Consider the following 22,739-nt stretch of genomic DNA (forward strand, 5'->3'; position numbering starts at 1 on the left):
TCAGTAGCGTGGGGCGTTCCTGGACCGCTGCACCCGTGTGGTGCGGCGGTCCTTCGCGTTCCAGCAGGCCTTGTGCCAGTGCCTGCGGTCGTCGACCCCGCCGAACTCGGGCCAGGCGACGAGATGCGGAACCCCGGAGGGGATCTCCTGGTCGCAGCCGGGGCAGCGGTAGCGCTTGCCCGCCGCGCTCGCGCCGCTCACCGGGCGCACCGACCACTCCTCGCCCTGCCAGCTCTCGGTGGCCCCTCCCCCGCCGTACCGCTCCGCCGCCTCTCGTGCGTTGCCGGTAGGACTCTCGCCGCCTCGGGGGCGGTTGCGGCGCGGGGACACGGGACACCTCACGGGGCGGGCACGGGCAGACTGTTCCGACCAGCCTAGAGGCACCCGCGTACGGCCTGTGTCGGGAGTGACGGATGAGCACTTGCGTGGCGGGTGGGTTACCGGAAAATCGCAACAACTTCGCCGTGGACCGTGCCTTTGGCACGTGTCAGACGTTGTTGCCGGTGGAGGGAAAGCCGCGTCGGCCGTAAGGAGGCACAAGGCGATGCGCGTAGGAACGTTCGTTCTGGCAGCTCAGTTCCCGGGCCAGGGACAGGGTGAGGCCCTGCACCGGGCCGTCCGCTCCGCCGAGGTCGCGGAGGGGTCCGGGCTCGACTCCGTCTGGCTGGCGGAGCACCATTTCGTGCCGTACGGGGTGTGCCCGTCCGCCACGACGCTGGCCGCCCTGCTGCTCGGCCGCACCCGCAGGATCCGCGTCGGCACGGCGGTGAGCGTCCTGCCGAACCAGCACCCGGTGATGCTCGGTGAGCAGGCAGCCCTGCTGCATCTGACCAGCGGCGGGCGCTTCTCCCTCGGGGTGGGGCGCGGCGGTCCCTGGGTCGACCTGGAGGTGTTCGGCGGCGGGCTCGGGGCGTACGAGCGGGGCTTTCCCGAGGCTCTGGAGCTGCTGCTGGACTGGCTGGACAAGCCCCGGGTGGCGGGGTGCGGGGAGCGGTTCGGCTTCCGTGAGGTGGCCGTGGTGCCCCGCACCGACGAGCTCATCGGGGACGGTCCGAAGAGCCCCGAGGTGATCGTCGCCTGCACGTCGCCGAAAAGCGTGAAACTCGCCGGTGAAAAGGGTTTGCCGATGCTCCTCGGCATGCACTGCGGCGACGAGGAGAAGGCCGGCATGGTCGCTCTGTGGCGCTCGGCCGCCCGCGAGGCCGGTCAGCCGACGGAGATCGCCGAGCGGGTAGCACATGTGTCCGCAGGGGTGGCCCAGATCGCCGACGGGACGGCGGACGCCGTGGAGACACTGGTGAAGACGATGCCGGGGTGGCTGCGGCAGGGGCTCGACGCCCATGTGACGGTCGACGGCCGGCACCGGGTGATGCGCGACCCCGTCGCGTACACGGAGTTCCTCTGCGGCCTGCATCCGGTGGGCACGCCTCGCTTCGCCGCCGACCGGCTGGCGGCCACGGCGGAGCGCACGGGCATCACCCGCTTCGCCCTCATGGTCGAGGGGTCGGGCGATCTCGCGGCGACGGAGACGAATGTCGAGCGGCTGGGCAGGGAAGTGCTGCCGCTCCTGGAGTGACCGGTTCACCCTGGTGTTCCCTGGTGGGGGGAGCTGCCGCCCCGGGGCCAGTTGCACCTCCCGCGGCCCGAAGCGGCAGCAGAGACGTTCAGCAGTCCCGCAGTTCGGGCGACTGGTTGAGCAGTTGCCCCCTCACCGAGGTGAATCGGGCCAGCCGGTCGTCGACCGAGGCATCCAGCGGGAACACCGCGACGCGGTGGCAGTTCTGGAATGCCAGACGCACTCCGAAGTGCCGCTGCAGCGCGCCGCGTATCGCATCACTCGCGAGCGCACGCAGCAGCTGACCACGTGCCTGCTCGTCCGGCGGGGGCGTCTGGTTGTCGGCGAATTCTCCGCCGTCCACCTTCAACTGGGCCACCAGGGAGCTGATCATCTCCCATGCGTAGGGCAGGGAGGTCCGGACGCAGTCGACGAAGTCGGCTTCGTCGACCTCGCCTCGCTCGGCCTGTTCCAACAGCGCCGGTGAGACGTCGAGCGACATGGGTTCTCCTCTCGCGACCCCGACAGGTGGCCGGGGCCTTACGGGCAGGGCAGGATGGCGACGCTGCGTACACAGACGGCGACCTCCTGCTTCCACGGTAAGCGCGCAGTCCGGGCCGCACCAGGAGATTGGGACCACAACCGGCCAAAATCGAACGGTCGCAAAGAGGGGCAAGCCAGCTCGCCGTCCTGCGCGGGTCAACAGGACCGGGGGCGGGAATCGCGTGGACCACGGATCGTCGAGTAGCGTTGCCGACCATGCGTCTCGTCATCGCCCGTTGCTCCGTCGACTACGCGGGCCGGCTCACTGCCCACCTGCCCTCCGCCCCCCGTCTGATCCTGGTGAAGGCGGACGGCAGCGTCTCGATCCACGCCGACGACCGGGCGTACAAACCCCTCAACTGGATGTCCCCGCCGTGCACCCTGAAGGAGGGCGCCGACGACAGCGAGGGCGTCTGGACCGTGGTGAACAAAGCGGGCGAGAAACTGATCATCACCATGGAGGAGATCCTTCACGACTCCTCCCATGAGCTGGGTGTCGATCCCGGACTCATCAAGGACGGTGTGGAGGCGCACCTCCAGGAGCTGCTCGCCGACCGCATCGAGACGATGGGCGAGGGCTACACCCTGATCCGTCGCGAGTACCCGACCGCGATCGGCCCGGTCGACATCCTGTGCCGGGACGCGGACGGTGCGACGGTGGCCGTGGAGTTGAAGCGGCGGGGTGACATCGACGGTGTGGAGCAGCTGACCCGCTATCTGGAGCTGCTCAACCGTGACCCGCATCTGGCGCCGGTGCGGGGCGTGTTCGCGGCGCAGGAGATCAAGCCGCAGGCCCGAGTGCTGGCGACGGATCGTGGCATCGGGTGTCTGGTGCTCGACTACGACGCGATGCGCGGCATCGAGGACGACAAACTCCGGCTGTTCTGACCCGGGGCGCCGTTCCGCCCCGATCGCCGTACGGACCCGCTTTCCGGGACCGTACGGCGTTTTCGTCCGGGACAGCCCTCAGGCCACCGTCGGCGCTTCGGCGGGGCTCTCCGTCGCCGAAGCGCCGACGGTCTCCACCGGGCCGCTCGCCGAGTTGGAGGTGTCCGGCTCCGTGGTGGTCTCCGTCGGGTCGGGCGACGTGGTGGGCGTGTCGCTCGGGGTCTCGCTCGGCGAGTCGGACTCGGTGGGTCCGGTGGTGGGCGTCTTCGTCGGCTTCTTCGTCGGCGACGGGCTGTGCGTCGGCGGGTCGTCGCTGCTGGGGCCCTCGCTGGACGGCGTGTTCGTCCCCGGCTTCGTACCCGGGTCCGAGGTCTCGGGGGACGGGCTGTCGCTCGTGGACGGCGAACCGCTGGAGGACGCCGACGGCGTTCCCGAACGGTCGTCCTCGCTCGCACCGGTGGCCGGGTCGTCGGCCGGCTCGTCCGCGGGCAGGCCGTTGTCGTTGTCGTCCTCGTCCGCCGACTGTTCGGTCGTGACGTTCTGCCCGTCCGGGTCCTCGCTGCCCGAGGTGGCCCCCAGGGTCACCACGGTGCCGAGGACGGCCGCGAGCAGCGCGCCCGCGCCCACCGCGACGAGATTGCGTCTGGCGCCCCTGAGCACCCCCAGGCGCCCCTCGGACGCGGACGCGGGTGACGGGGACTGACGGGTGACCAGGGTCGCGGAGGCCTCGGTCCGGGGGAAGAGGGGCTTGGCCGCCGGGGTGCCGCCGGGCGGTGAGACCGCCGCGTCGTGCCGCAGGCCGGGCTCCTCGCCCGCCATGGCGCTGTGCACGGGTTCGCCGGAGAGGTCGGCGACCAGGGCGAGCGCCCGGCGTCCGGCCACCGCGCCCGGCTTGTCGGCGAGCGCCCCGCGCATGCCGATGGACGCCTCCAGTTCGGCCCTGGCCCGGTCCAGATGACCGGTGCACAGGGCGAGGACGCCCAACTCGTGGTGGAAGTACGCCTCTTCCGCCACCTCACCGGCGATCCGCGCGGCCTCCTGGCCGGCCCTGAGGGTCTTCTCCCAGGCGCCCCACTGCATCCCCGCCGCGAAGCCGGGAGCGGCGCTACGGGCCAGCAGGACGGCCACGCTGGCCTGTCCAGCGGTCTCGCCGGGGATGAGCCGGGTCATCGAGGCCAGAAGGGCGTCCGCCTCGGCGACCGCGCGCTCCGGGGTGACGGAGGGATGCCCCGCCCACCAGGCGTAGTGCTGGGCGGCGCTGCGGGCGTGCGCCTCCGCGCTCTCGTCGTATCCGCTCGCCTCCAGCTGGGCCAGCGCCCCGGCGGCCAGCCGGTAGCGGGAGCCCGCCGGGGAGAGCAGGCCGCTGAGGGCCAGCTCGCCCAGGGCGGCGTCGGCGTGGGTGTCCCCCACGAGCGCCGGCAGATGCGCCTGGTGCGGCACCTCGCCGCCGAGCGCGACGGCGAAGCGCAGGGTCTCACGGGCGGACTCGCTGAGCCGGGAGGCGAGCAGGGCTGCGGGCGCCGCGCCCTCGCCGAGGCTGGGCAGCGGGGTGCCGGCGGGCTCGGCCGGGCCGAAGGGGGCGTCGGCGGGATCGTCCTCGTTGCCGTCGAACTCCTCCTGGCCGGCGCGCAGGTCGTCGCGCTGGCGCAGCAGGGCGCCCGCCTGGACGAAGCGCAGCGGCAGCCCTTCGGACTCGAACCAGAGGTCTCCGGCCCAGTTCGCCTCCTCGTCGGTGAGCGTGCGCTCCACGACGTGTTCCATCAGCTCGATGGAGGCGCCCCGGCCGAGACCGGTGAGGAAGACCTCTTCGAGGTTGGCCTCGGCACCCGGCGCGGACACCTCGGGGGTCACGGCCAGCAGGAACGCGCACTCGGGGGTGGCGTCGAGCAGCTCCTGGAGCGCGGCGCCGCCGAGTTCCAGGTCGTCGACGACGACGACCGCGCCGATGCCCCGGACGAGCGCGAGGAGCCCTTCACGGTCGGGGCGGTGCAGCGGGGCGCTGCAGACGGCCTCGAAGAGTCCGTACAGCAGCTCGGTCGCGGTCCGCTTGTAGCCCGAGAGCCGTACGACTCCGTCCGGGGCGAGGGTGGCGCAGTCGGCTGCGACGGCGTCCAGAAGAGCCGTACGGCCGGAGCCCCCCGGCCCGGTGAGGCACACCGAGCGCCCCCGGGCCAGCAGCCGCACCAGCCGCTCGCGCTCCTCGCCGCGCTCCAGCAGGGGCATCTGCGGCGCGGGGGGACCCGGAGGGACGGGCGGCGCGGCGGCACGCTCGCGCTCCACGCGCTGGGCGGCGGTGCGCCGTACGGGCGCGGCGGGCCGCTCCCCCGGCCGGCAGGGCTCGATCTCGCTGCCGTCGACCGGATTGACGGTGAGCAGGAAGTCGCCCGATATCAGCTGCACCGTGCGTGCCTGCGGCGTCTGATGCCCGAGGTCGGGCATCAGCGGGTCACGCGACTGCCGCCGCCTTCCGGCGTCCTCGCCGGGACGGCCGGTGCCATGGCCGTAGTCTTCCGGTCCCCGATTGGTCGGGTCCATCGTCACAGTCCCCCAGACGCGCAGTGCGCTGTTGCCCCCTCCGGCCGCGCACGCCGCGCTGTCGCTCCCGGTCCGGTGTCCGCCAGTGGGTCCAGTCGTCGATCGGCAGACGGCCGAACCCTAAACCTTCGCACAGTATCTACGACTCGGCGGGGGGCCGTGCGGCCCTCGACATCACATTCTCGTGAGGATCGGGGAGGGCGCTCAGACGCGTGGCAGGGAGTCCGCGGCGATTCCGCCCTCGATGGCCAGGATCCTGTGCAGTCTCGTCGCCACCAGCAGGCGCTGCATCTGCGGCGGTACGCCGCGCAGCACGAGCCGCCGGCCCGCCCGGCCGGCTCTTCGGTGCGCGCCCATGATGACGCCGAGTCCCGTGGCGTCCCACGAGTCGAGTTCGGTCAGGTTCAGCACGAGGTCGCCGGCTCCGTCGTCGACGGCCGAGTGCAGAACCGTACGGGCGTCCGCCGCGCTTCGGACGTCGAGGCGGCCCCCGACGACCAGCTCGGCGTGGTCGCCCCTGATGTGCATATGCGCTCCCCGGATGTACTCCGCAGCAAGGTCTGTCTGTCCGTGTTTCTCTTTCTGTCCCTGCCACAACTGACTGCCGCAGCGACAGGGAAGTTGCCGTCTGTAAGCGAACCGATACCGAATTCACCCCGAGGGGTGAAGCAGGTCCGGCGGTACCCGCTGGATCCGCGCGCCGGACGGCGTCGGATCCCGGGGCCCCGGCCTCGACCGACGGCACATCGGACAGCCGGGGACCCGGAAATGATCAGTAGGTGTAGAAGCCCTGCCCGCTCTTGCGCCCGATGTCACCTGCGTCGACCATCCGGCGCATCAGTTCAGGAGCGGCGAACTTCTCGTCCTGGGACTCGGTGTAGATGTTGCCCGTCGCGTGCAGGAGGATGTCCACCCCGGTCATGTCGGCCGTGGCGAGCGGGCCCATAGCGTGTCCGAAGCCCAGCTTGCACGCGGTGTCGATGTCCTCGGCCGAGGCGACACCCGACTCGTAGAGCTTGGCCGCCTCGACGACCAGGGCCGAGATCAGACGGGTGGTGACGAAGCCCGCGACGTCGCGGTTGACGACGATACAGGTCTTGCCCACCGACTCGGCGAACTCCCGTGCGGTGGCCAGCGTTTCGTCGCTGGTCTTGTAACCGCGCACCAGCTCGACCAGTTGCATCATCGGCACCGGCGAGAAGAAGTGCACCCCGACGACCCGCTCCGGGTGCTCCGTCACGGCCGCGATCTTGGTGATCGGGATGGCGGAGGTGTTGGAGGCGAGGACGGCGTCCGGGCGTACGAGCTTGTCGAGGGTCCGGAAGATCTCGTGCTTGATGTCGAGCTTCTCGAAGACCGCCTCGACGACGACGTCCGCGTCGGCCACGGCGTCGAGGTCGGTGGTCGTGGTGATCCGGGCGAGCGCGGCTTCGGCGTCGGCCGCCTCCAGCTTGCCCTTGGCGACGAACTTGCCGTAGCTGGCCTCGATACCACCGCGTCCACGGGCCAGGGCCTCGTCGGTGACGTCACGCAGCACGACGTCCCAGCCCGCCTGGGCGGAGACCTGCGCGATACCGGACCCCATGAGTCCGGCGCCGATGACGGCGAGCTTCCTGGCCACGTTCGCACCCCAATGCTTCTCGGTTGTTCGCATGCTCTCCGGCGGAGGTTAGTACCCGTGAGGGCCGTTACGGCCCTGAAGAGATGCGCGTCACGTCTCACATGACGGACATCACATCGCCCGGCGTCACGCGGCGGCGCGTCGGGCGTAGTTGAGGACCTTCCCGCCGAGGAGGTCCTCCATGTCGTCGAGCAGGACGAGCGCGTCGCGCGAGACCTCGTCCGTCCCGCGGCCGGCGACCATCTCGCCGCCGACGTACGCCATGAGCGTGCTGTGCACCCAGGAGAGCTGACCGGCCACCAGCACCGGAGCCCAGTCGTCCGGACCCGCCCCCGCCTCCTCGCGCAAGGTCGCCTCCAGACGGAGCTGGGCCTCCTGCCCGATGTGCCAGAGACGGGCCTTGAGGGTGTCGGCTCCTTCGATGACCCGCATGAAGCTCGCGTACCCGGCGATGAGTCCGACGGTCGGCGAGACACCCTCCACCTGGATCCGCAGTTCACGCAGGACGGCGTCGGCGGCGGACTCCCCCGCGTCGCGGCCCCGTACGTAACGCGAGAGCCGGTCGATGACGCCACTGCTGCGGTCCAGGAAGAGGTCCTCCTTGGCCGGGAAGTAGTTGTACACCGTGTTCACCGAAACATCGGCGGCCTCGGCGATCTCGGCGATCGTGACCGCGTCGAAGCCCCGCTCCACGAAGAGCCCGGTGGCCACGTCCGACAGATGCTGCCGCGTCCGGCGCTTCTTCCGCTCCCTCAGTCCCTCTGCCATGCGCCCATCGTACGACTCCGCTGGTGTCGCTGAATTTTTGGAGGGATTGCAATTTTTAAGTCGCTCTGTTTTTGTGGTCACCATGCCAATCATCAGTACGTCCGGGCTCGCCCGGACCTTCATGACCAAGGCCGGACCGGTCCACGCGGTGCGCTCGGTCGATCTGGCCGTCATGCCCGGCGAGATCGTCGGACTCCTCGGACCGAACGGCGCGGGCAAGACCACCACCCTGCGGATGCTGACCACGCTGCTCGTCCCCACCGGCGGCGCGGCCACCGTCGCAGGACACGACCTGACCGCCGACCCGGCGGGGGTCCGCGAGAAGTGCGGTTACGTCGCCCAGTCCGGCGGGGTGGACCCGCACATCACCGTGCGGGAGGAGCTGGTCACCCAGGGGCGGCTGTACCGGCTGAGCAAGGCGGACGCCGTCGCGCGGGCCGCCGAACTGGCCTCGCACCTGGGCCTGGGCGACCTGCTCGACCGCAGGACGGCCGCTCTCTCCGGCGGCCAGCGCCGCCGGCTCGACATCGCGATGGGCCTGACGCACCGCCCCGCCGTGCTCTTCCTCGACGAGCCGACCACCGGGCTCGACCCGGGCAGCAGGGAGGACCTGTGGGACCTGGTCCGGGGGCTGCGGGACGACTTCGGCACCACGGTCGTGCTCACCACCCACTACCTCGACGAGGCCGACTCCCTGGCGGACCGGCTGGTCATCATCGACGGCGGCCTGGTCGTCGCCGAAGGCACGCCCGCCGCGCTGAAGACCGGGCACGCCGGCTCGCCCGACGCCTCGCTCCACGAGACCTTCCTCGCGATCACCGGGCGGACCCCGGCCGCCGCCGAGGCCGCACCCGCCACCGTTTAGGACGTCCCATGCTTCTCCACGACACCTCGCTGGTCTTCGGCCGGTATGTCCGCCAGACCCTGCGCTCCCGGTTCCAGATCTTCTTCGGGATCCTGATGCCGCTGCTCTATCTGCTCTTCTTCGGCCCGCTCCTCACCAGCCTCCCGCTCGGCTCCTCCGGTGACTCCTGGCAGGTCCTGGTGCCCGGACTGCTGCTGCAACTCGCCTTGTTCGGTGCCTCGTTCGCGGGTTTCTCGATCATCATCGAGAAGGGCACCGGGGTGGTCGAGCGGATGCGCGTCACCCCCGTCAGCCGGCTGGCGCTCCTGCTGGGCCGGGTGCTGCGGGACGCCCTGCTCTTCATGTTCCAGGCCGTGCTCCTGGTGCTCACGGCGCTGGTCATGGGGCTGCGGGCGCCCCTGCCCGGGGTGCTCATCGGCTTCGCGTTCGTCGGCCTGCTGACGGTCTCGCTGGCCTCCCTGTCGTACGCCCTGGCCATGAAGGTGCGTACGCCGCAGGAGTTCGGGCCGGTGATCAACTCGCTGACCATGCCGGCCATGCTGCTCTCCGGCCTGATGCTGCCGATGACGCTCGGCCCCGCGTGGCTGGACGTCCTGTCGCACTTCACACCGTTCCGCTACCTGGTGGACGCGGTGCGGGACGCGTACGTCGGCTCGTACGCCACGGCGCACATGCTGTACGGGGTGCTGATGGCGCTCGCGTTCGCCCTTCTGGCCGTGACGGCCGGCACGCGTGTCTTCCGGAGCGCCGGAGCCTAACTACTGTGGCCGCATGGTCAATCTGACGCGCATCTACACCCGTACCGGCGACAAGGGCACCACCGCCCTCGGCGACATGAGCCGGACCGCCAAGACCGATCTGCGGATCTCGGCCTACGCCGACGCCAACGAGGCCAACGCCGTCATCGGCACGGCCGTCGCGCTGGGGAATCTCTCCGAGGACGTCGTGAAGGTCCTCGTCCGGGTCCAGAACGACCTCTTCGACGTGGGCGCGGACCTGTCCACGCCGGTGGCGGAGAATCCGCAGTACCCGCCGCTGCGGGTGGAGCAGTCCTACATCGACAAGCTGGAGGCGGACTGCGACACCTTCCTGGAGGAGCTGGAGAAGCTCCGCAGCTTCATCCTCCCCGGCGGTACCCCGGGGGCGGCGCTGCTGCACCAGGCCTGCACGGTGGTGCGCCGCGCCGAGCGGTCCACCTGGGCGGCGCTCGAGGTGCACGGCGAGGTGATGAACGAGCTGACCGCGACCTATCTCAACCGCCTCTCCGACCTCCTGTTCATCCTGGCCAGGACGGCGAACAAGGAGGTCGGGGACGTGCTGTGGGTGCCGGGCGGCGAACGCTGAGTCAGCGTCCCGCGCCGACCCCGCTCCTGGGCTCCCGCTTGGGGAACACCGTGTAGCCCACGCCGATGACCAGGTTGATCCCGATCACCCACAGCATCTTCTGCTGCCACATCCGCAGCGAGCCGGTGTCCCCGTCACCGCCGACGTACCAGATCGCCGCCTGGAGCAGGGCCATGGCGGTCACGGCCGCCACGGTCCAGCGGGCCGCGACACGCCACTCGTGGGCGGCCCGCGCCATCCCGTACTTCGGGGGCTTCTCCGGCGGCGGGCCGCCCGCGAAGCGGTGGGCGACCCTGGCGTCGACCCACTTGATGGTGGAGTGGCCGAGCCCCACGGTGAAGCCGATGTAGACGGCGGCCAGTCCGTGCTTCCAGTCGGGTTCGGCGCCGTTCTTCAGGTCGATGGCCGTCACCACCAGGAGCACGACCTCCAGCAGCGGTTCGCAGAGCAGGACGGCGACAGCAGGTCCCGGCTTCTTCGCGAGGTACCGCAGGGCGAGCCCGACGGCCAGCAGGACCCAGAATCCGACCTCGCAGAGCACGATCAGTGTGACGATCACGGCACTTTTCCCTTTCCGGTCCCTTCCAGGCTCCCCGCCGGGCGCCGCCGGATCGTCGTCAGCAGTGACGAAACGTGACTGCATACTTCGATGTACCGGCGCCTCACCCGGCATGAGGACGTGAGGCCGGCGGGCGCCGTGTTGGATGGATCCGTGTTCACCTCACTGCGACCGCACCGCCACGACGTACTGATCGCGGTGGTCGGGCTGGCCGGCGGACTGGCGCTCTGGGGCGCCGGGCTGCACACCCAGAACGGCCGGGCGTTCGGCGCCCACTGGGTCGCTCTCCTGCCCCTCGCGGTCACGGCGGGCCTGGAGCTGCTGCGCCGGAACCGGCCGCAGACCGCGGTGGCCCTCGGGACGCTCATGCTGGTCGCCGACCAGTTCACGACGGGCAGCCTGGCGACCGTCCTGATGTACACCGACCTGATGTACGCGGCCGTCGTCTACGGGACCCCGGCCGCCGCCCGGCGGATCCCGGTGTCCACGTTCCTGGTCACCGTCGCCGCGACCCTCGGGACACTCGCCTGGTTCCGCAGACCCGAGGCGCTGTTGTTCGGTGTGGTGACCGGGCTGGTCTCCTTCGTGCCCGCCCTCACCGGGGTCAGCGTCCGCAACCACCGCGTGGCCGCGGACGCGGCCCGGCTGCGCGCCGACCAGACCGCGCTGCTGGCCGAGATGGACCGGGTGCAGGCGGTGACCGCCGAGCGCTCCCGGATGGCCCGCGAGCTGCACGACATGGTCGCCAACCATCTCTCCGCCATCGCCATCCACTCCACCGCCGCGCTCTCCATCGACGACCCGAACACATCCAGGGACGCCCTCGGGGTGATCCGGCAGAACAGTGTCGACGGGCTGGCCGAGATGCGGCGGCTGATCGGGCTGCTGAGGGAAGGCGGCGCGGCGGAGCCGCCGAGCGCGGCCCCGACCCTCGCCTCCCTGGACGCCCTCGTCGGGCAGGCCGGAGCGAACTCCGCGTCCAGCGGGCTCACGGTCACCCTCCAGGACAGCCGCGAGGAGTCCGGGCCGCCGCTGCCCGCACCGGTGGAGCTGGCGGCGTACCGCATCGTCCAGGAGGCGCTGACGAACGCGCTGAAGCACGCGGCGCCCGGCCGGGTGACGGTCCGTGTCGGACGGTCGGACGAGGTGCTGACGGTGGAGGTGAGCAGTGCGTTCGGCGACCGTCCCGGACCGCGCGCGCCCGGTTCGGGCGCCGGTCTGGTGGGGATGCGGGAACGGGTGGCGCTGTTGGGCGGGTCCATCGAGGCGGGTCCTGAACCCCGGGGCGACGGCGCGAAGATCTGGCTGGTGCGGGCTCAACTGCCCGTCGAGGAAGGGACATGGCGGACATGACGATCCGGGTACTGGTCGCGGAGGACCAGTCGGCGGTACGCGCGGGACTCGTGCTGATCCTGGGAAGTGCGCCGGACATCGAGGTCGTCGGCGAGGCGCCCGACGGTGAGGCCGCCGTACACCTGGCCCGTGAACTGCGTCCGGATCTGGTGCTGATGGATGTGCAGATGCCCCGGCTCGACGGGGTGTCCGCGACCCGGCAGGTGGTGGCGGAGCGGCTGGCGGACGTGCTGGTGCTGACCACCTTCGACCTGGACGAGTACGTCTTCGGCGCGCTGCGCGCCGGGGCGTCGGGCTTCCTGCTGAAGAACACCGACGCGGCGGATCTGCTCGACGCCGTACGCACGGTGGCGCGCGGCGAGGGCCTGATCGCCCCGGCTGTCACGCGGCGGCTGATCGAGGAGTTCGCGGGGGCCACCGCCCCGCGCAGGGCGGGCGGGCCGGGTCCCGAGGCGCTGGACACGCTGACGCGCAGGGAGCGGGAGGTGCTGGGCTGTCTCGGTGAGGGGCTGTCGAACGCGGAGATCGCCGTCCGGCTCCGAATGGCGGAGGCGACGGTGAAGACGCACGTCAGCAGGGTGCTGGGGAAGCTGGATCTGCGCAGCAGGGTCCAAGCGGCGGTGCTCGCACGGGAGTTGCGGCTCTGATCTCCGGAACGGGTCTTTGGTCCAGACCTCTTGACGATTGGTACAGACCTTCCTAATCTCACCGGACACACTGCGGTGAGTACGCGTCAGAACACAGCGGGCTCAGGGCGACGCAGGGTTTGACGGATCATCCCGATTGCCGGACCTCACCCGAGGAGCACCGTTGAGCACTGACACCCCCGTACGCCTCACCCGGCTCAGACGGAGACACGGAACAACAGCCAGCAGATCCAGACTCCTCGCGGGCCTCACCGCGCTGCTGCTTCCCCTGGCCGCGATGGTGGGCCTGGCCTCCCCCGCCGAGGCGGCGACCTCGGCGACCGCCACCTATGTCCAGAAGTCCGACTGGGGCACCGGCTTCGAGGGCGGCTGGACGGTCACGAACACCGGCACCACCGCACTCTCCTCCTGGACCGTCGAGTGGGACTTCCCCTCCGGCACCGCGGTCGGCTCCGCCTGGGACGCCGACGTCACGGGATCCGGAAACCACTGGACCGCCAAGAACCTCGGCTGGAACGGTACGGTCGCCCCGGGAGCCAGCGTCAGCTTCGGCTTCAACGGCACCGGCACCGGCTCCCCCACCGGATGCACGCTGAACGGTGCCTCCTGTGACGGCGGCGGCAGCGTCCCCGGCGACAACCCGCCATCGGCGCCCGGCACCCCCACCGCGAGCGACATCACCGACACCTCGGCGAAGCTCAGCTGGAGCGCCGCCACCGACGACAACGGCGTCAAGAACTACGACGTCCTGCGGGACGGCGCCAAGGTCGCCACGGTCACCACCACGACGTACAGCGACACCGGCCTCGCCAAGGGCACCGACTACTCGTACACCGTGCGGGCCCGTGACACCGCCGACCAGACCGGCCCGGTCAGCGCCCCGGTGGCCGTCCGCACCACCGGCACCACCGACCCGGGCCCCGGGCCCGGCACCGGCGACAAGGTCAACCTCGGCTACTTCACCGAGTGGGGCGTCTACGACCGCAACTACCACGTCAAGAACCTCGTGACCTCCGGCTCCGCCGAGAAGATCACCCACATCAACTACGCGTTCGGCAACGTCCAGGGCGGCAAGTGCACCATCGGTGACGCCTACGCCGACTACGACAAGGCCTACACCGCCGACCAGGCGGTCGACGGTGTCGCCGACACCTGGGACCAGCCGCTGCGCGGCAACTTCAACCAGCTGCGCAAACTCAAGGCGCAGTACCCGCACATCAAGGTCCTCTGGTCCTTCGGCGGCTGGACCTGGTCCGGCGGATTCGGTGAGGCCGCACAGAACCCCGCCGCCTTCGCCCAGTCCTGCTACGACCTGGTCGAGGACCCCCGCTGGGCCGATGTCTTCGACGGCATCGACATCGACTGGGAGTACCCCAACGCCTGTGGTCTCACCTGCGACACCAGCGGAGCCGACGCGCTGAAGAACCTCTCCTCGGCGCTGCGCACGAAATTCGGCTCGGACAACCTGGTCACCGCCGCGATCACCGCGGACGGCTCGGAGGGCGGCAAGATCGACGCCGCCGACTACGCCGGTGCCTCGGCGCACCTGGACTGGTACAACGTGATGACGTACGACTTCTTCGGCGCCTGGGACGCCCAGGGTCCGACGGCTCCGCACTCCCCGCTGAACGCGTACGACGGCATCCCGCTGGACGGCTTCAACTCGGCTGCGGCCATCGCCAAGCTGAAGGCCAAGGGCGTCCCCGCATCGAAGCTGCTGCTCGGCATCGGCTTCTACGGGCGCGGCTGGACCGGCGTCACCCAGGCGGAACCCGGCGGCACGGCGACCGGGGCTGCCCCGGGGACGTACGAGGCGGGCATCGAGGACTACAAGGTCCTGAAGAACAGCTGCCCGGCCACCGGCACGGTCGCCGGCACCGCCTACGCCCACTGCGGCACCAACTGGTGGAGCTACGACACCCCGGCGACGATCACCTCGAAGATGGCCTGGGCGAACAGCCAGGACCTCGGCGGGGCGTTCTTCTGGGAGTTCAGCGGAGACACCGCGAACGGTGAGCTCGTGAGCGCGATGGACAGCGGCCTCAACTAGCGGCGACGAGGCAGCCGCAACCCCGAAAGCGCCGGGGAGACAGGTCCGCCCCCTGTCTCCCCGGCTTTCGCATGCTCTCCTACATCAGGCGAGGTTCACCCTCCCCCGGACTCCGTCCGGGGGGACCCCCAACCAGCAAGCGCCTTTTCTAAGCCACATTGGCTCTCCCCCAGACTTCGTCCGGGGGACCCCCAACCAGCGAGCGCCTTTTCTAAGCCACATTGACTCGCTGGCCGGGCGGTGCCGCCTCCAGCCAGGCGAGGAAGCCGGTCAGGGCGTCCTCGCTCATCGCCAGCTCCAGGCGCGTCCCCCGGTGGAGACAGCCGAGCACGACGGAATCGGACAGGAGCGCCAGCTCCTCCTCACCCTCGGGCAGCCGGCGCGCGACCACCTCGATGGCGGAGCGCTCAAGACCGCGGCGCGGGCGGGGCGAGTAGGAGAAGACCCGGAACCAGTCGACGCGGTCACCGCTGTACCGCGCGACCCCGTACACCCAGCCCTTGCCGGACGGGTCGGGCTCATCCGACACATCCCAGCGCAGGCTGCAGTCGAAGGTTCCGCCGGACCGCTGGATCAGCCGCCTGCGGAGGCCGAAGACGAACAGACCCACCGCGACCAGTACGACGACCAGACCGCCAACCCACAGAGCGAGGACCATCTCCACCGACCTCCTCGCATCGTCGATTAACGGATACCGAACCCAGCCGAACCAAACCGCACCTGCATCGCCTCAGCCGCGACACGGTCTGGATTGCTCCAGCTCGGGCCGCGGCTGAGTAAAAAACTCCTCGTGGGGACGCTCAGTGCGCCGCCACCGCACGCAGTCGCACGTCGGCACGCCTCTCGGCGCCCGCGTCCGTGTCCGACTTCGCACGCTCCAGCGCACGCTCGGCGCGCTGGACATCGATCTCGTCAGCAAGCTCAGCGATCTCCGCCAGCAGCGAGAGCTTGTTGTCCGCGAACGAGATGAAACCGCCGTGCACAGCGGCGACCACGGTCGCGCCGTCGCTCGTACGGATCGTCACGGGGCCCGATTCCAGCACACCCAGGAGCGGCTGGTGACCGGGCATGACGCCGATGTCGCCGGACGTGGTACGTGCGACAACGAGGGTGGCCTCGCCGGACCAGACACTGCGGTCCGCGGCGACCAGCTCGACATGCAGCTCAGCAGCCAAGGGTGGCTCCTCGGGTCACCACCCGGCGGTCGTGCCGGGTGTCGGTTCAATTCTACGGGGCGTGGTGAGGGGGGCGGGACACACCCACCCCCCTCGGTGAGCCGGAGGCTCAGGAGACGCCGAGCTCCTTGGCGTTGGCCTTCAGGTCCTCGATGCCACCGCACATGAAGAACGCCTGCTCGGGGAAGTGGTCGTACTCCCCGTCACAGATCGCGTTGAACGCGGCGATCGACTCGTCGAGCGGCACGTCCGAACCGTCCAGGCCGGTGAACTGCTTGGCGGCGTGGGTGTTCTGCGACAGGAAGCGCTCGACGCGACGGGCACGGTGGACGACGAGCTTGTCCTCCTCGCCCAGCTCGTCGATACCGAGGATCGCGATGATGTCCTGGAGGTCCTTGTACTTCTGAAGGATCCCCTTGACACGGCTGGCCGTGTCGTAGTGGGCCTGCGCGATGTAGCGCGGGTCCAGGATGCGGGACGTGGAGTCCAGCGGGTCCACGGCCGGGTAGATGCCCTTCTCGGAGATCGGACGGGAGAGAACCGTCGTCGCGTCGAGGTGGGCGAACGTGGTGGCCGGGGCCGGGTCGGTCAGGTCGTCCGCGGGGACGTAGATCGCCTGCATCGAGGTGATCGAGTGACCACGCGTCGAGGTGATGCGCTCCTGGAGCACACCCATCTCGTCGGCCAGGGTCGGCTGGTAACCCACCGCGGACGGCATGCGGCCGAGCAGCGTGGAGACCTCGGAACCGGCCTGCGTGAAGCGGAAGATGTTGTCGATGAAGAGCAGCACGTCCTGCTTCTGCACATCGCGGAAGTACTCCGCCATGGTCAGGGCGGACAGCGCGACCCGCAGACGGGTGCCCGGCGGCTCGTCCATCTGGCCGAAGACCAGCGCGGTCTTCTCCAGGACGCCCGAGTCGGTCATCTCGTCGATGAGGTCGTTGCCCTCACGGGTGCGCTCGCCGACACCGGCGAACACCGACACACCGTCGTGCAGCTTCGCCACACGCATGATCATTTCCTGGATGAGGACCGTCTTGCCGACGCCCGCACCACCGAACAGACCGATCTTGCCGCCCTTGACGTACGGGGTCAGCAGGTCGACGACCTTCAGGCCGGTCTCGAACATCTCGGTCTTGGACTCGAGCTGGTCGAAGGCCGGGGCCTTGCGGTGGATCGGCCAGCGCTCGGTGATCTGCGCCTCGGCCTCCGGCTCGTTCAGGATCTGGCCGAGGGTGTTGAACACCTTGCCCTTGGTGACGTCACCGACGGGCACCGTGATGCCCGTGCCGGTGTCGGTCACCGCGGCCTGGCGGACCACACCGTCGGTGGGCTGCATCGAGATCGCGCGGACCACGCCGTCACCCAGGTGCTGGGCGACCTCGAGGGTCAGCGTCTTACGAGCGCCGGCCTCGGCCGGGTCGTCGACCTCGACGTGCAGGGCGTTGTAGATCTCCGGCATCGCGTCGACGGGGAACTCCACGTCGACGACCGGGCCGATGACCCGGGCGACGCGGCCCGTGGCAGCGGCCGTCTCAACTGTCGTCGTCATTACTTGTCACTCCCCGCGGACGCGTCGGCCAGCGCACCTGCACCGCCGACGATCTCGCTGATTTCCTGGGTGATTTCGGCCTGTCGGGCCGCGTTGGCAAGCCGGGAGAGGCTCTTGATCAGATCCCCGGCGTTGTCGGTCGCCGACTTCATCGCACGGCGTCGGGCGGCGTGCTCGGAAGCGGCGGCCTGCAGCAGTGCGTTGTAGATACGGCTCTCGACGTAGCGCGGCAGAAGGGCGTCGAGGACGTCCTCGGCCGACGGCTCGAAGTCGAACAGCGGAAGGATCTCGTCCTTCGCTGTGCTCTCTTCCTGGACCTTGTCGAGCGACAGCGGCAGCATCCGGCCGTCGACCGCGTTCTGCGTCATCATCGACACGAACTCGGTGAAGACGATGTGCAGCTCGTCGACGCCGCCCTCGGCCGTGTCCTTCTGGATGGACGCGATCAGGGGCTCGGCGATCTTCTTGGCATCCGAGTACTCGGGGCTGTCGGTGAAGCCCGTCCACGATTCCGAGACCTTGCGCTCCCGGAAGCCGTAGTACGCGACGCCCTTGCGGCCGACGATGTACGTGTCGACCTCCTTGCCCTCCGCCGCCAGCTGCTCCCGCAGCCGCTCCGCCGCCTTGATGGCGTTGGAGGAGTAGCCGCCGGCCAGACCGCGGTCGCTCGTGAGGAGCAGGACCGCCGCCCGGGCCGGGGACTCGACCTCGGTGGTGAGCGGGTGGTTGGTGTTCGAGCCGGTCGCGACCGCGGTCACCGCACGGGTGAGCTCGGTCGCGTACGGCATCGACGCCGTCACCTTGCGCTGCGCCTTGACGATGCGCGAGGCGGCGATCATCTCCATCGCCTTGGTGATCTTCTTGGTCGCGGTGACGGCTTGGATGCGGCGCTTGTAAACGCGAAGCTGAGCGCCCATCGATCAGCCCTCGCCCAGGAGCTTGCCGTCCGAGGTCTCGAACTGCTGCTTGAAGGCGGCGATCGCGTCGGCGATCGACTGCAGCGTGTCGTCGGACATCTTGCCGCCCTCGGCGATGCTGGTCAGGAGGTCCTTGCGCTCACGGCGCAGGAACTCCAGCAGCTCGGTCTCGAAGCGGCGGATGTCTCCGACCGGGACGTCGTCCATCTTGCCCGTGGTGCCGGCCCAGACGGAGACGACCTGCTCCTCCATCGGGAACGGCGCGTACTGCGGCTGCTTCAGCAGCTCGACCATGCGCTTACCGCGCTCGAGCGACGCCTTGGATGCCGCGTCCAGGTCGGAACCGAAGGCGGCGAACGCCTCCAGCTCACGGAACTGGGCGAGGTCCACACGCAGTCGGCCGGAGACCTGCTTCATGGCCTTGTGCTGGGCGGAGCCACCGACTCGGGAGACCGAGATACCGACGTTGAGCGCCGGACGCTGACCCGCGTTGAACAGGTCGGACTCCAGGAAGCACTGGCCGTCGGTGATGGAGATGACGTTGGTCGGAATGAACGCCGACACGTCGTTCGCCTTGGTCTCGACGATCGGGAGACCCGTCATCGAACCGGCGCCCAGGTCGTCGGAGAGCTTGGCGCAGCGCTCCAGCAGACGCGAGTGCAGGTAGAAGACGTCGCCCGGGTAGGCCTCACGGCCCGGCGGACGGCGCAGCAGAAGCGACACGGCGCGGTAGGCGTCGGCCTGCTTCGAGAGGTCGTCGAAGATGATGAGGACGTGCTTGCCGTCGTACATCCAGTGCTGGCCGATGGCCGAACCGGTGTACGGCGCCAGGTACTTGAAGCCGGCCGGGTCGGACGCCGGGGCGGCGACGATGGTCGTGTACTCGAGCGCGCCGGCCTCTTCGAGGGCACCGCGCACGGAGGCGATGGTGGAGCCCTTCTGACCGACGGCGACGTAGATGCAGCGCACCTGCTTGTTCACGTCGCCCGAGCGCCAGTTGTCACGCTGGTTGATGATCGTGTCGACGGCCAGCGCGGTCTTACCCGTCTGACGGTCGCCGATGATCAGCTGACGCTGGCCCCGGCCGATCGGCACCATGGCGTCGACGGCCTTGTAGCCGGTCTGCATCGGCTCGTGCACCGACTTACGGACCATGACGCCAGGGGCCTGCAGCTCAAGGGCGCGACGGCCTTCGGTCGCGATCTCGCCGAGACCGTCGATCGGGTTGCCGAGCGGGTCGACGACGCGGCCGAGGTAGCCCTCGCCGACGCCGACCGAGAGCACCTCACCGGTGCGCTGCACCGGCTGGCCCTCCTCGATTCCGCTGAACTCGCCGAGGACGATCGCACCGATCTCGCGCTCCTCGAGGTTGAGGGCGAGACCGAGGGTTCCGTCCTCGAACTTCAGCAGCTCGTTCGCCATGGCGGAGGGCAGGCCCTCCACCTTCGCGATGCCGTCGCCGGCAACGCTGACCGTTCCGACCTCCTCGCGCGAGGCCGCGTCCGGCTGGTACGACTGGACAAAGTTATCCAGTGCGTCCCGGATCTCCTCCGGCCGGATCGTAAGCTCCGCCATCTGGGGTTCCCTGCTCTCCTTGTTGGGCCCGAAGTTTCTCAAAGGGGTCTGGGGGCGACCCCCAGGAATCTTCTGCAATTTCTGCACGGCCCAACCGGGCCGCAATTCTTGCTCGTTCAGTTGGTGCTGTGCGGGCGCTGCGCGCTGTCAGCCGGCCATCCTGCGGGTGACCTCGTCGAGGCGCTCCGCGATCGTGCCGTTGATGACCTCGTCACCGACGCGCACCGAGATCCCGCCGAGGACCTCGGGGTCCACGTCCAGGTTCAGGTGCATCTGCCGGCCGTAGATCTTCGCCAGAGCGGCGCCGAGGCGCTGCTTCTGCCGATCCGACAGCGGCACCGCCGAGGTGACGACGGCGACCATGCGGTCCCGGCGCTCCGCGGCGAGCCTGGACAGGGAGTCGAGTCCCGCTTCCAGGCTACGTCCTCGGGGCTGCGTCACGAGGCGCGAGACCACGCGCTCGGTGACGGGCTGGGCCTTTCCGCCGAGCAGGCTGCGGAGCAGCGCGCCCTTGGCGGTGGCCGTGGCCTTCCGGTCGGTCAGTGCGGAGCGCAGGGCGACGTCGGAGCCGATGATCCGGCCGAACCGGAACAGCTCGTCCTCGACGTCGTCGAGCGCACCGGCGCGCTGAGCCGCGGTGAGGTCCGCGGTGTTCGCCAGTTCCTCGACCGAGTCCACCAGGTCACGCGACTGCGACCAGCGGGAACGGACCATGCCGGAGACCAGGTCGACGACTTCGCCGCCCACCTGCCCGCTCAGCAGTCGTCCGGCCAGCTCGGCCTTGGCCTCGGCGCCCTGCGACGGGTCGGTGAGGACCCGGCGCAGCGATACCTCGCGGTGGAGCAGCGCGGTGACGGCTGCCAGCTCCTCGGCGAGCTTCGCCGCGTCGACCGACGTGGAGTCGGTCAGTGCGTCGAGACGCTCGCGTGCGGCGGCCAGCGCCTCGCGGCTCGCTCCGTTCATCGGACGGCCTCGGCCTTCGCCTCGAGCTCGTCGAGGAACCGGTCGACGGTGCCGCTCTGCCGGGCGTGGTCCTCGAGGGACTCGCCGACGAGCTTGCCGGCCAGGGCGGTGGCGAGGGTGCCCACGTCCTGACGCAGCGCGGACGCCGCGGCCTTGCGGTCGGCCTCGATCTGGGTGTGGCCGGCGGCGATGATCTCCTCGCGCTGCCGCTGACCTTCCGCCCTCATCTCCTGGATGATGACGGCACCCTGCTCCTGCGCCTCCTGGCGCAGACGGGCGGCCTCGTGCCGGGCTTCGGCGAGCTGAGCCTTGTACTGCTCAAGAACGCTCTGGGCCTCGGTCTGGGCCGCGTCGGCCTTCTCGATCCCGCCCTCGATGGCCTCGCGGCGCTCTTCCAGAACCTTGTTGATGTTCGGGAGGAGCTTCTTGGCGAGGAAACCGAAGACGATGGCGAAGGCGATCAGGCCGATGATGATCTCGGGGACCGCCGGAATCAGCGGGTTCTGGATCTCTTCCTCGGCCGCCAGCTGTAGGGCGTTCACATCAATGCCTTTCGTCGCATAGGGCAGTCGGAAAGCCGCGACTTAGTCGACCGGGTAGACGAAGGGCATGACGAGACCGATCAGGGCGAGCGCCTCACAGAGCACGAAGCCGAGGATCTGGTTCGAGCGGATCAGACCGGCGGCCTCGGGCTGACGGGCCAGCGCCTGGGTGCCGTTACCGAAGATGATGCCGACGCCGACGCCGGGGCCGATCGCGGCGAGGCCGTAGCCGATGGAACCGAGGTTGCCCGTGATGTTGACGGCGGCGAGGGTCTCAAGAGCGGACATGCCGTTTCTTCCTTCTCTTTCAGAACCGGTGGGGGTTGGCCACCGGACGACTATCGGGGGTGGTACTGGGCTGGGTCAGTGCTCCTTGGCGAGCGCGCCCTGAATGTAGTTGCAGGCCAGAAGGACGAACACATAGGCCTGCAGCGCCTGGATGAAGAGCTCGAAGGCCGTCATCAGGATGGTCATCACGAACGAGACACCGGCGTATGCGATGCCGATGCCGCTGAGCAGGTACCAGCTGGCGATCGTGAAGATCAGGAGCAGCACGTGGCCGGCGAACATGTTGGCGAAGAGTCGCACGGCGTGGGTGAACGGCCGGATCAGCAGGTTCGACATGATCTCGATGAGCATGACGAAGGGAAGAGCCGGGCCGATCGACGGGTCGTAGCCGGAGATGTTCTTCCAGCCGCCGACGAAACCGTGCCGCTTGAAGGTCAGGCTGACCCAGAGGATGTACACGATCGCGGCCAGCGCCACCGGGAATCCGATGACCGAGACCACCGGGAACTGGGCGAGCGGGATGATCGCCCAGAGGTTCATGATCCAGATGAAGAAGAACAGCGAGACCATGAGGGGCACGTACTTCTTGCCCTCACGCTTGCCGAGCGTCTCGTACACCACACCGGTGCGGATGAAGTCGTAACCCATCTCCGCGACCATCTGGAGCTTTCCGGGCACCAGCTTCGGCTTGTTGAAAGCGGCCCAGAAGAAGCCGACGACGACAACGGTGCTCAGGACCGCCAGCAGCATCGGCTTGTTGATCTCGACGCCGCCGACGGTGAACATCGGCTCGAAAACAAAGGAGTGCAGGCCAGGAGCCGGGAAGCCACATCCACTGAAGATGTGGCAGTCGGTCTCGAAGGCGAGCACCGTTGTCGGGTCAGCACTCACCGCGGGCTCCTTCAGCGTGGCGCATAGGTACGGCAACCTCGTTGTGTCGGCGCGGCAAGCAGCCGCTGGTCGGCACTGGACTGGTGTTACGGATGGGGGGCGGCTCAG

24 protein-coding genes are annotated in these 22,739 nt (G+C 69.6%); 8 read left to right on the forward strand and 16 right to left on the reverse strand.

All coding sequences use genetic code 11. The annotated features are described in order from the left end of the window. Positions 1-330, reverse strand: coding sequence for an ATP/GTP-binding protein (locus tag OG623_RS10005; RefSeq protein WP_406145901.1), 330 nt, complete (start codon positions 328-330; stop codon positions 1-3). 214 nt (positions 331-544) lie between these two features. On the opposite strand from OG623_RS10005, the gene OG623_RS10010 reads away from it, so the two are divergent. Continuing rightward, a complete protein-coding gene (locus tag OG623_RS10010; protein ID WP_406145902.1) occupies positions 545-1,576 on the forward strand; it encodes an LLM class flavin-dependent oxidoreductase in 1,032 nt (343 codons plus the stop codon). An 88-nt stretch (positions 1,577-1,664) separates the two neighbouring features. Here the strand turns inward: OG623_RS10010 and OG623_RS10015 are convergent, their stop codons facing one another. Continuing rightward, the gene (locus OG623_RS10015) at positions 1,665-2,057 is read right to left on the reverse strand and encodes an SCO5389 family protein (RefSeq protein ID WP_073745285.1); all 393 of its coding nucleotides are present in this window, start codon (positions 2,055-2,057) and stop codon (positions 1,665-1,667) included. A gap of 257 nt (positions 2,058-2,314) precedes the next feature. Here OG623_RS10015 and nucS point away from each other — a divergent pair, with 257 nt between their 5' ends. Further along, positions 2,315-2,986: an endonuclease NucS gene (nucS, locus tag OG623_RS10020; protein ID WP_362895057.1), complete on the forward strand. Its 672-nt coding sequence runs from the start codon at positions 2,315-2,317 to the stop codon at positions 2,984-2,986. 78 nt (positions 2,987-3,064) lie between these two features. Here nucS and OG623_RS10025 read toward each other — a convergent pair whose 3' ends face one another. The 4 genes from OG623_RS10025 to OG623_RS10040 all read right to left on the reverse strand — a co-directional run bounded on the left by OG623_RS10025 (position 3,065) and on the right by OG623_RS10040 (position 7,910). Further along, positions 3,065-5,521 (reverse strand): ATP-binding protein, encoded by a 2,457-nt coding sequence (locus OG623_RS10025; RefSeq protein WP_406145903.1) that lies wholly within the window; start codon positions 5,519-5,521, stop codon positions 3,065-3,067. Positions 5,522-5,725: 204 nt separating this feature from the next. After that, positions 5,726-6,049, reverse strand: a complete 324-nt coding sequence (locus OG623_RS10030; protein ID WP_073745281.1) for an STAS domain-containing protein — start codon at positions 6,047-6,049, stop codon at positions 5,726-5,728. Positions 6,050-6,293: 244 nt separating this feature from the next. Then, complete coding sequence (locus tag OG623_RS10035) at positions 6,294-7,142, reverse strand: 3-hydroxyacyl-CoA dehydrogenase family protein (RefSeq protein ID WP_406145904.1); 849 nt, start codon at positions 7,140-7,142, stop codon at positions 6,294-6,296. A 126-nt stretch (positions 7,143-7,268) separates the two neighbouring features. Then, entirely contained in the window at positions 7,269-7,910 is a 642-nt protein-coding gene (locus tag OG623_RS10040) for a TetR/AcrR family transcriptional regulator (protein ID WP_406145905.1), read from the reverse strand. 82 nt (positions 7,911-7,992) lie between these two features. On the opposite strand from OG623_RS10040, the gene OG623_RS10045 reads away from it, so the two are divergent. Genes OG623_RS10045 through OG623_RS10055 form a run of 3 tightly spaced genes read left to right on the forward strand, consistent with a single transcriptional unit; the run spans position 7,993 to position 10,119 of the window. Next, entirely contained in the window at positions 7,993-8,775 is a 783-nt protein-coding gene (locus OG623_RS10045; protein ID WP_406145906.1) for an ABC transporter ATP-binding protein, read from the forward strand. Positions 8,776-8,783: 8 nt separating this feature from the next. Continuing rightward, positions 8,784-9,533: an ABC transporter permease gene (locus OG623_RS10050; protein ID WP_406145907.1), complete on the forward strand. Its 750-nt coding sequence runs from the start codon at positions 8,784-8,786 to the stop codon at positions 9,531-9,533. A gap of 13 nt (positions 9,534-9,546) precedes the next feature. Further along, a complete protein-coding gene (locus OG623_RS10055) occupies positions 9,547-10,119 on the forward strand; it encodes a cob(I)yrinic acid a,c-diamide adenosyltransferase (RefSeq protein ID WP_406145908.1) in 573 nt (190 codons plus the stop codon). A gap of 1 nt (position 10,120) precedes the next feature. Here OG623_RS10055 and OG623_RS10060 read toward each other — a convergent pair whose 3' ends face one another. Further along, positions 10,121-10,678 carry a hypothetical protein gene (locus tag OG623_RS10060; RefSeq protein WP_406145909.1) on the reverse strand — a complete coding sequence of 186 codons (558 nt, stop codon included), beginning with the start codon at positions 10,676-10,678 and terminating at the stop codon, positions 10,121-10,123. Positions 10,679-10,831: 153 nt separating this feature from the next. On the opposite strand from OG623_RS10060, the gene OG623_RS10065 reads away from it, so the two are divergent. From OG623_RS10065 to OG623_RS10075, 3 genes are all read left to right on the forward strand, one after another. Continuing rightward, positions 10,832-12,031, forward strand: coding sequence for a sensor histidine kinase (locus OG623_RS10065; protein ID WP_406145910.1), 1,200 nt, complete (start codon positions 10,832-10,834; stop codon positions 12,029-12,031). Next, entirely contained in the window at positions 12,028-12,678 is a 651-nt protein-coding gene (locus tag OG623_RS10070) for a response regulator (RefSeq protein WP_406151760.1), read from the forward strand. The genes OG623_RS10065 and OG623_RS10070 overlap by 4 nt, the downstream gene beginning before the upstream one ends. Positions 12,679-12,841: 163 nt before the next feature. Next, positions 12,842-14,728: a glycosyl hydrolase family 18 protein gene (locus OG623_RS10075; RefSeq protein WP_406145911.1), complete on the forward strand. Its 1,887-nt coding sequence runs from the start codon at positions 12,842-12,844 to the stop codon at positions 14,726-14,728. Positions 14,729-14,939: 211 nt separating this feature from the next. Here the strand turns inward: OG623_RS10075 and OG623_RS10080 are convergent, their stop codons facing one another. From OG623_RS10080 to atpB, 9 genes are all read right to left on the reverse strand, one after another. Then, on the reverse strand, positions 14,940-15,386 hold the full coding sequence (locus tag OG623_RS10080) for a DUF2550 domain-containing protein (protein ID WP_406145912.1): 447 nt from the start codon (positions 15,384-15,386) through the stop codon (positions 14,940-14,942). Between the two features lie 142 nt (positions 15,387-15,528). After that, the gene (locus tag OG623_RS10085) at positions 15,529-15,903 is read right to left on the reverse strand and encodes a F0F1 ATP synthase subunit epsilon (RefSeq protein WP_359472776.1); all 375 of its coding nucleotides are present in this window, start codon (positions 15,901-15,903) and stop codon (positions 15,529-15,531) included. Positions 15,904-16,012: 109 nt separating this feature from the next. Continuing rightward, complete coding sequence (gene atpD, locus OG623_RS10090) at positions 16,013-17,455, reverse strand: F0F1 ATP synthase subunit beta (RefSeq protein WP_406145913.1); 1,443 nt, start codon at positions 17,453-17,455, stop codon at positions 16,013-16,015. Next, on the reverse strand, positions 17,455-18,372 hold the full coding sequence (locus tag OG623_RS10095; protein WP_406145914.1) for a F0F1 ATP synthase subunit gamma: 918 nt from the start codon (positions 18,370-18,372) through the stop codon (positions 17,455-17,457). The genes atpD and OG623_RS10095 overlap by 1 nt, the downstream gene beginning before the upstream one ends. A 3-nt stretch (positions 18,373-18,375) precedes the next feature. Then, complete coding sequence (atpA, locus tag OG623_RS10100; RefSeq protein ID WP_406145915.1) at positions 18,376-19,947, reverse strand: F0F1 ATP synthase subunit alpha; 1,572 nt, start codon at positions 19,945-19,947, stop codon at positions 18,376-18,378. A 147-nt stretch (positions 19,948-20,094) separates the two neighbouring features. Then, positions 20,095-20,910, reverse strand: coding sequence for a F0F1 ATP synthase subunit delta (locus OG623_RS10105; RefSeq protein ID WP_406145916.1), 816 nt, complete (start codon positions 20,908-20,910; stop codon positions 20,095-20,097). Continuing rightward, positions 20,907-21,452: a F0F1 ATP synthase subunit B gene (locus OG623_RS10110; protein ID WP_406145917.1), complete on the reverse strand. Its 546-nt coding sequence runs from the start codon at positions 21,450-21,452 to the stop codon at positions 20,907-20,909. Before OG623_RS10110 ends, OG623_RS10105 begins: the two co-directional genes overlap by 4 nt. Positions 21,453-21,494: 42 nt before the next feature. Continuing rightward, positions 21,495-21,740: an ATP synthase F0 subunit C gene (atpE, locus tag OG623_RS10115; RefSeq protein WP_014048348.1), complete on the reverse strand. Its 246-nt coding sequence runs from the start codon at positions 21,738-21,740 to the stop codon at positions 21,495-21,497. 75 nt (positions 21,741-21,815) lie between these two features. After that, positions 21,816-22,631, reverse strand: coding sequence for a F0F1 ATP synthase subunit A (gene atpB, locus OG623_RS10120; RefSeq protein WP_406145918.1), 816 nt, complete (start codon positions 22,629-22,631; stop codon positions 21,816-21,818). Between the last annotated feature and the right edge of the window lie 108 nt (positions 22,632-22,739).

This window comes from Streptomyces sp. NBC_01012 (genome assembly GCF_045162755.1).
Classification (GTDB): Bacteria; Actinomycetota; Actinomycetes; order Streptomycetales; family Streptomycetaceae; genus Streptomyces.

Bases quoted from the DNA above. Each gene is read 5' to 3' on its own strand.
- OG623_RS10025 (WP_406145903.1), bottom strand. From the start codon at position 5,521: ATGGACCCGACCAATCGGGGACCGGAAGACTACGGCCATGGCACCGGC.
- OG623_RS10050 (WP_406145907.1), top strand. From the start codon at position 8,784: ATGCTTCTCCACGACACCTCGCTGGTCTTCGGCCGGTATGTCCGCCAG.
- OG623_RS10040 (WP_406145905.1), bottom strand. From the start codon at position 7,910: ATGGCAGAGGGACTGAGGGAGCGGAAGAAGCGCCGGACGCGGCAGCAT.
- OG623_RS10055 (WP_406145908.1), top strand. From the start codon at position 9,547: ATGGTCAATCTGACGCGCATCTACACCCGTACCGGCGACAAGGGCACC.
- OG623_RS10070 (WP_406151760.1), top strand. From the start codon at position 12,028: ATGACGATCCGGGTACTGGTCGCGGAGGACCAGTCGGCGGTACGCGCG.
- OG623_RS10045 (WP_406145906.1), top strand. From the start codon at position 7,993: ATGCCAATCATCAGTACGTCCGGGCTCGCCCGGACCTTCATGACCAAG.
- OG623_RS10015 (WP_073745285.1), bottom strand. From the start codon at position 2,057: ATGTCGCTCGACGTCTCACCGGCGCTGTTGGAACAGGCCGAGCGAGGC.
- OG623_RS10095 (WP_406145914.1), bottom strand. From the start codon at position 18,372: ATGGGCGCTCAGCTTCGCGTTTACAAGCGCCGCATCCAAGCCGTCACC.
- OG623_RS10080 (WP_406145912.1), bottom strand. From the start codon at position 15,386: ATGGTCCTCGCTCTGTGGGTTGGCGGTCTGGTCGTCGTACTGGTCGCG.
- atpE (WP_014048348.1), bottom strand. From the start codon at position 21,740: ATGTCCGCTCTTGAGACCCTCGCCGCCGTCAACATCACGGGCAACCTC.
- OG623_RS10030 (WP_073745281.1), bottom strand. From the start codon at position 6,049: ATGCACATCAGGGGCGACCACGCCGAGCTGGTCGTCGGGGGCCGCCTC.
- nucS (WP_362895057.1), top strand. From the start codon at position 2,315: ATGCGTCTCGTCATCGCCCGTTGCTCCGTCGACTACGCGGGCCGGCTC.
- atpD (WP_406145913.1), bottom strand. From the start codon at position 17,455: ATGACGACGACAGTTGAGACGGCCGCTGCCACGGGCCGCGTCGCCCGG.
- OG623_RS10010 (WP_406145902.1), top strand. From the start codon at position 545: ATGCGCGTAGGAACGTTCGTTCTGGCAGCTCAGTTCCCGGGCCAGGGA.
- OG623_RS10105 (WP_406145916.1), bottom strand. From the start codon at position 20,910: ATGAACGGAGCGAGCCGCGAGGCGCTGGCCGCCGCACGCGAGCGTCTC.
- atpA (WP_406145915.1), bottom strand. From the start codon at position 19,947: ATGGCGGAGCTTACGATCCGGCCGGAGGAGATCCGGGACGCACTGGAT.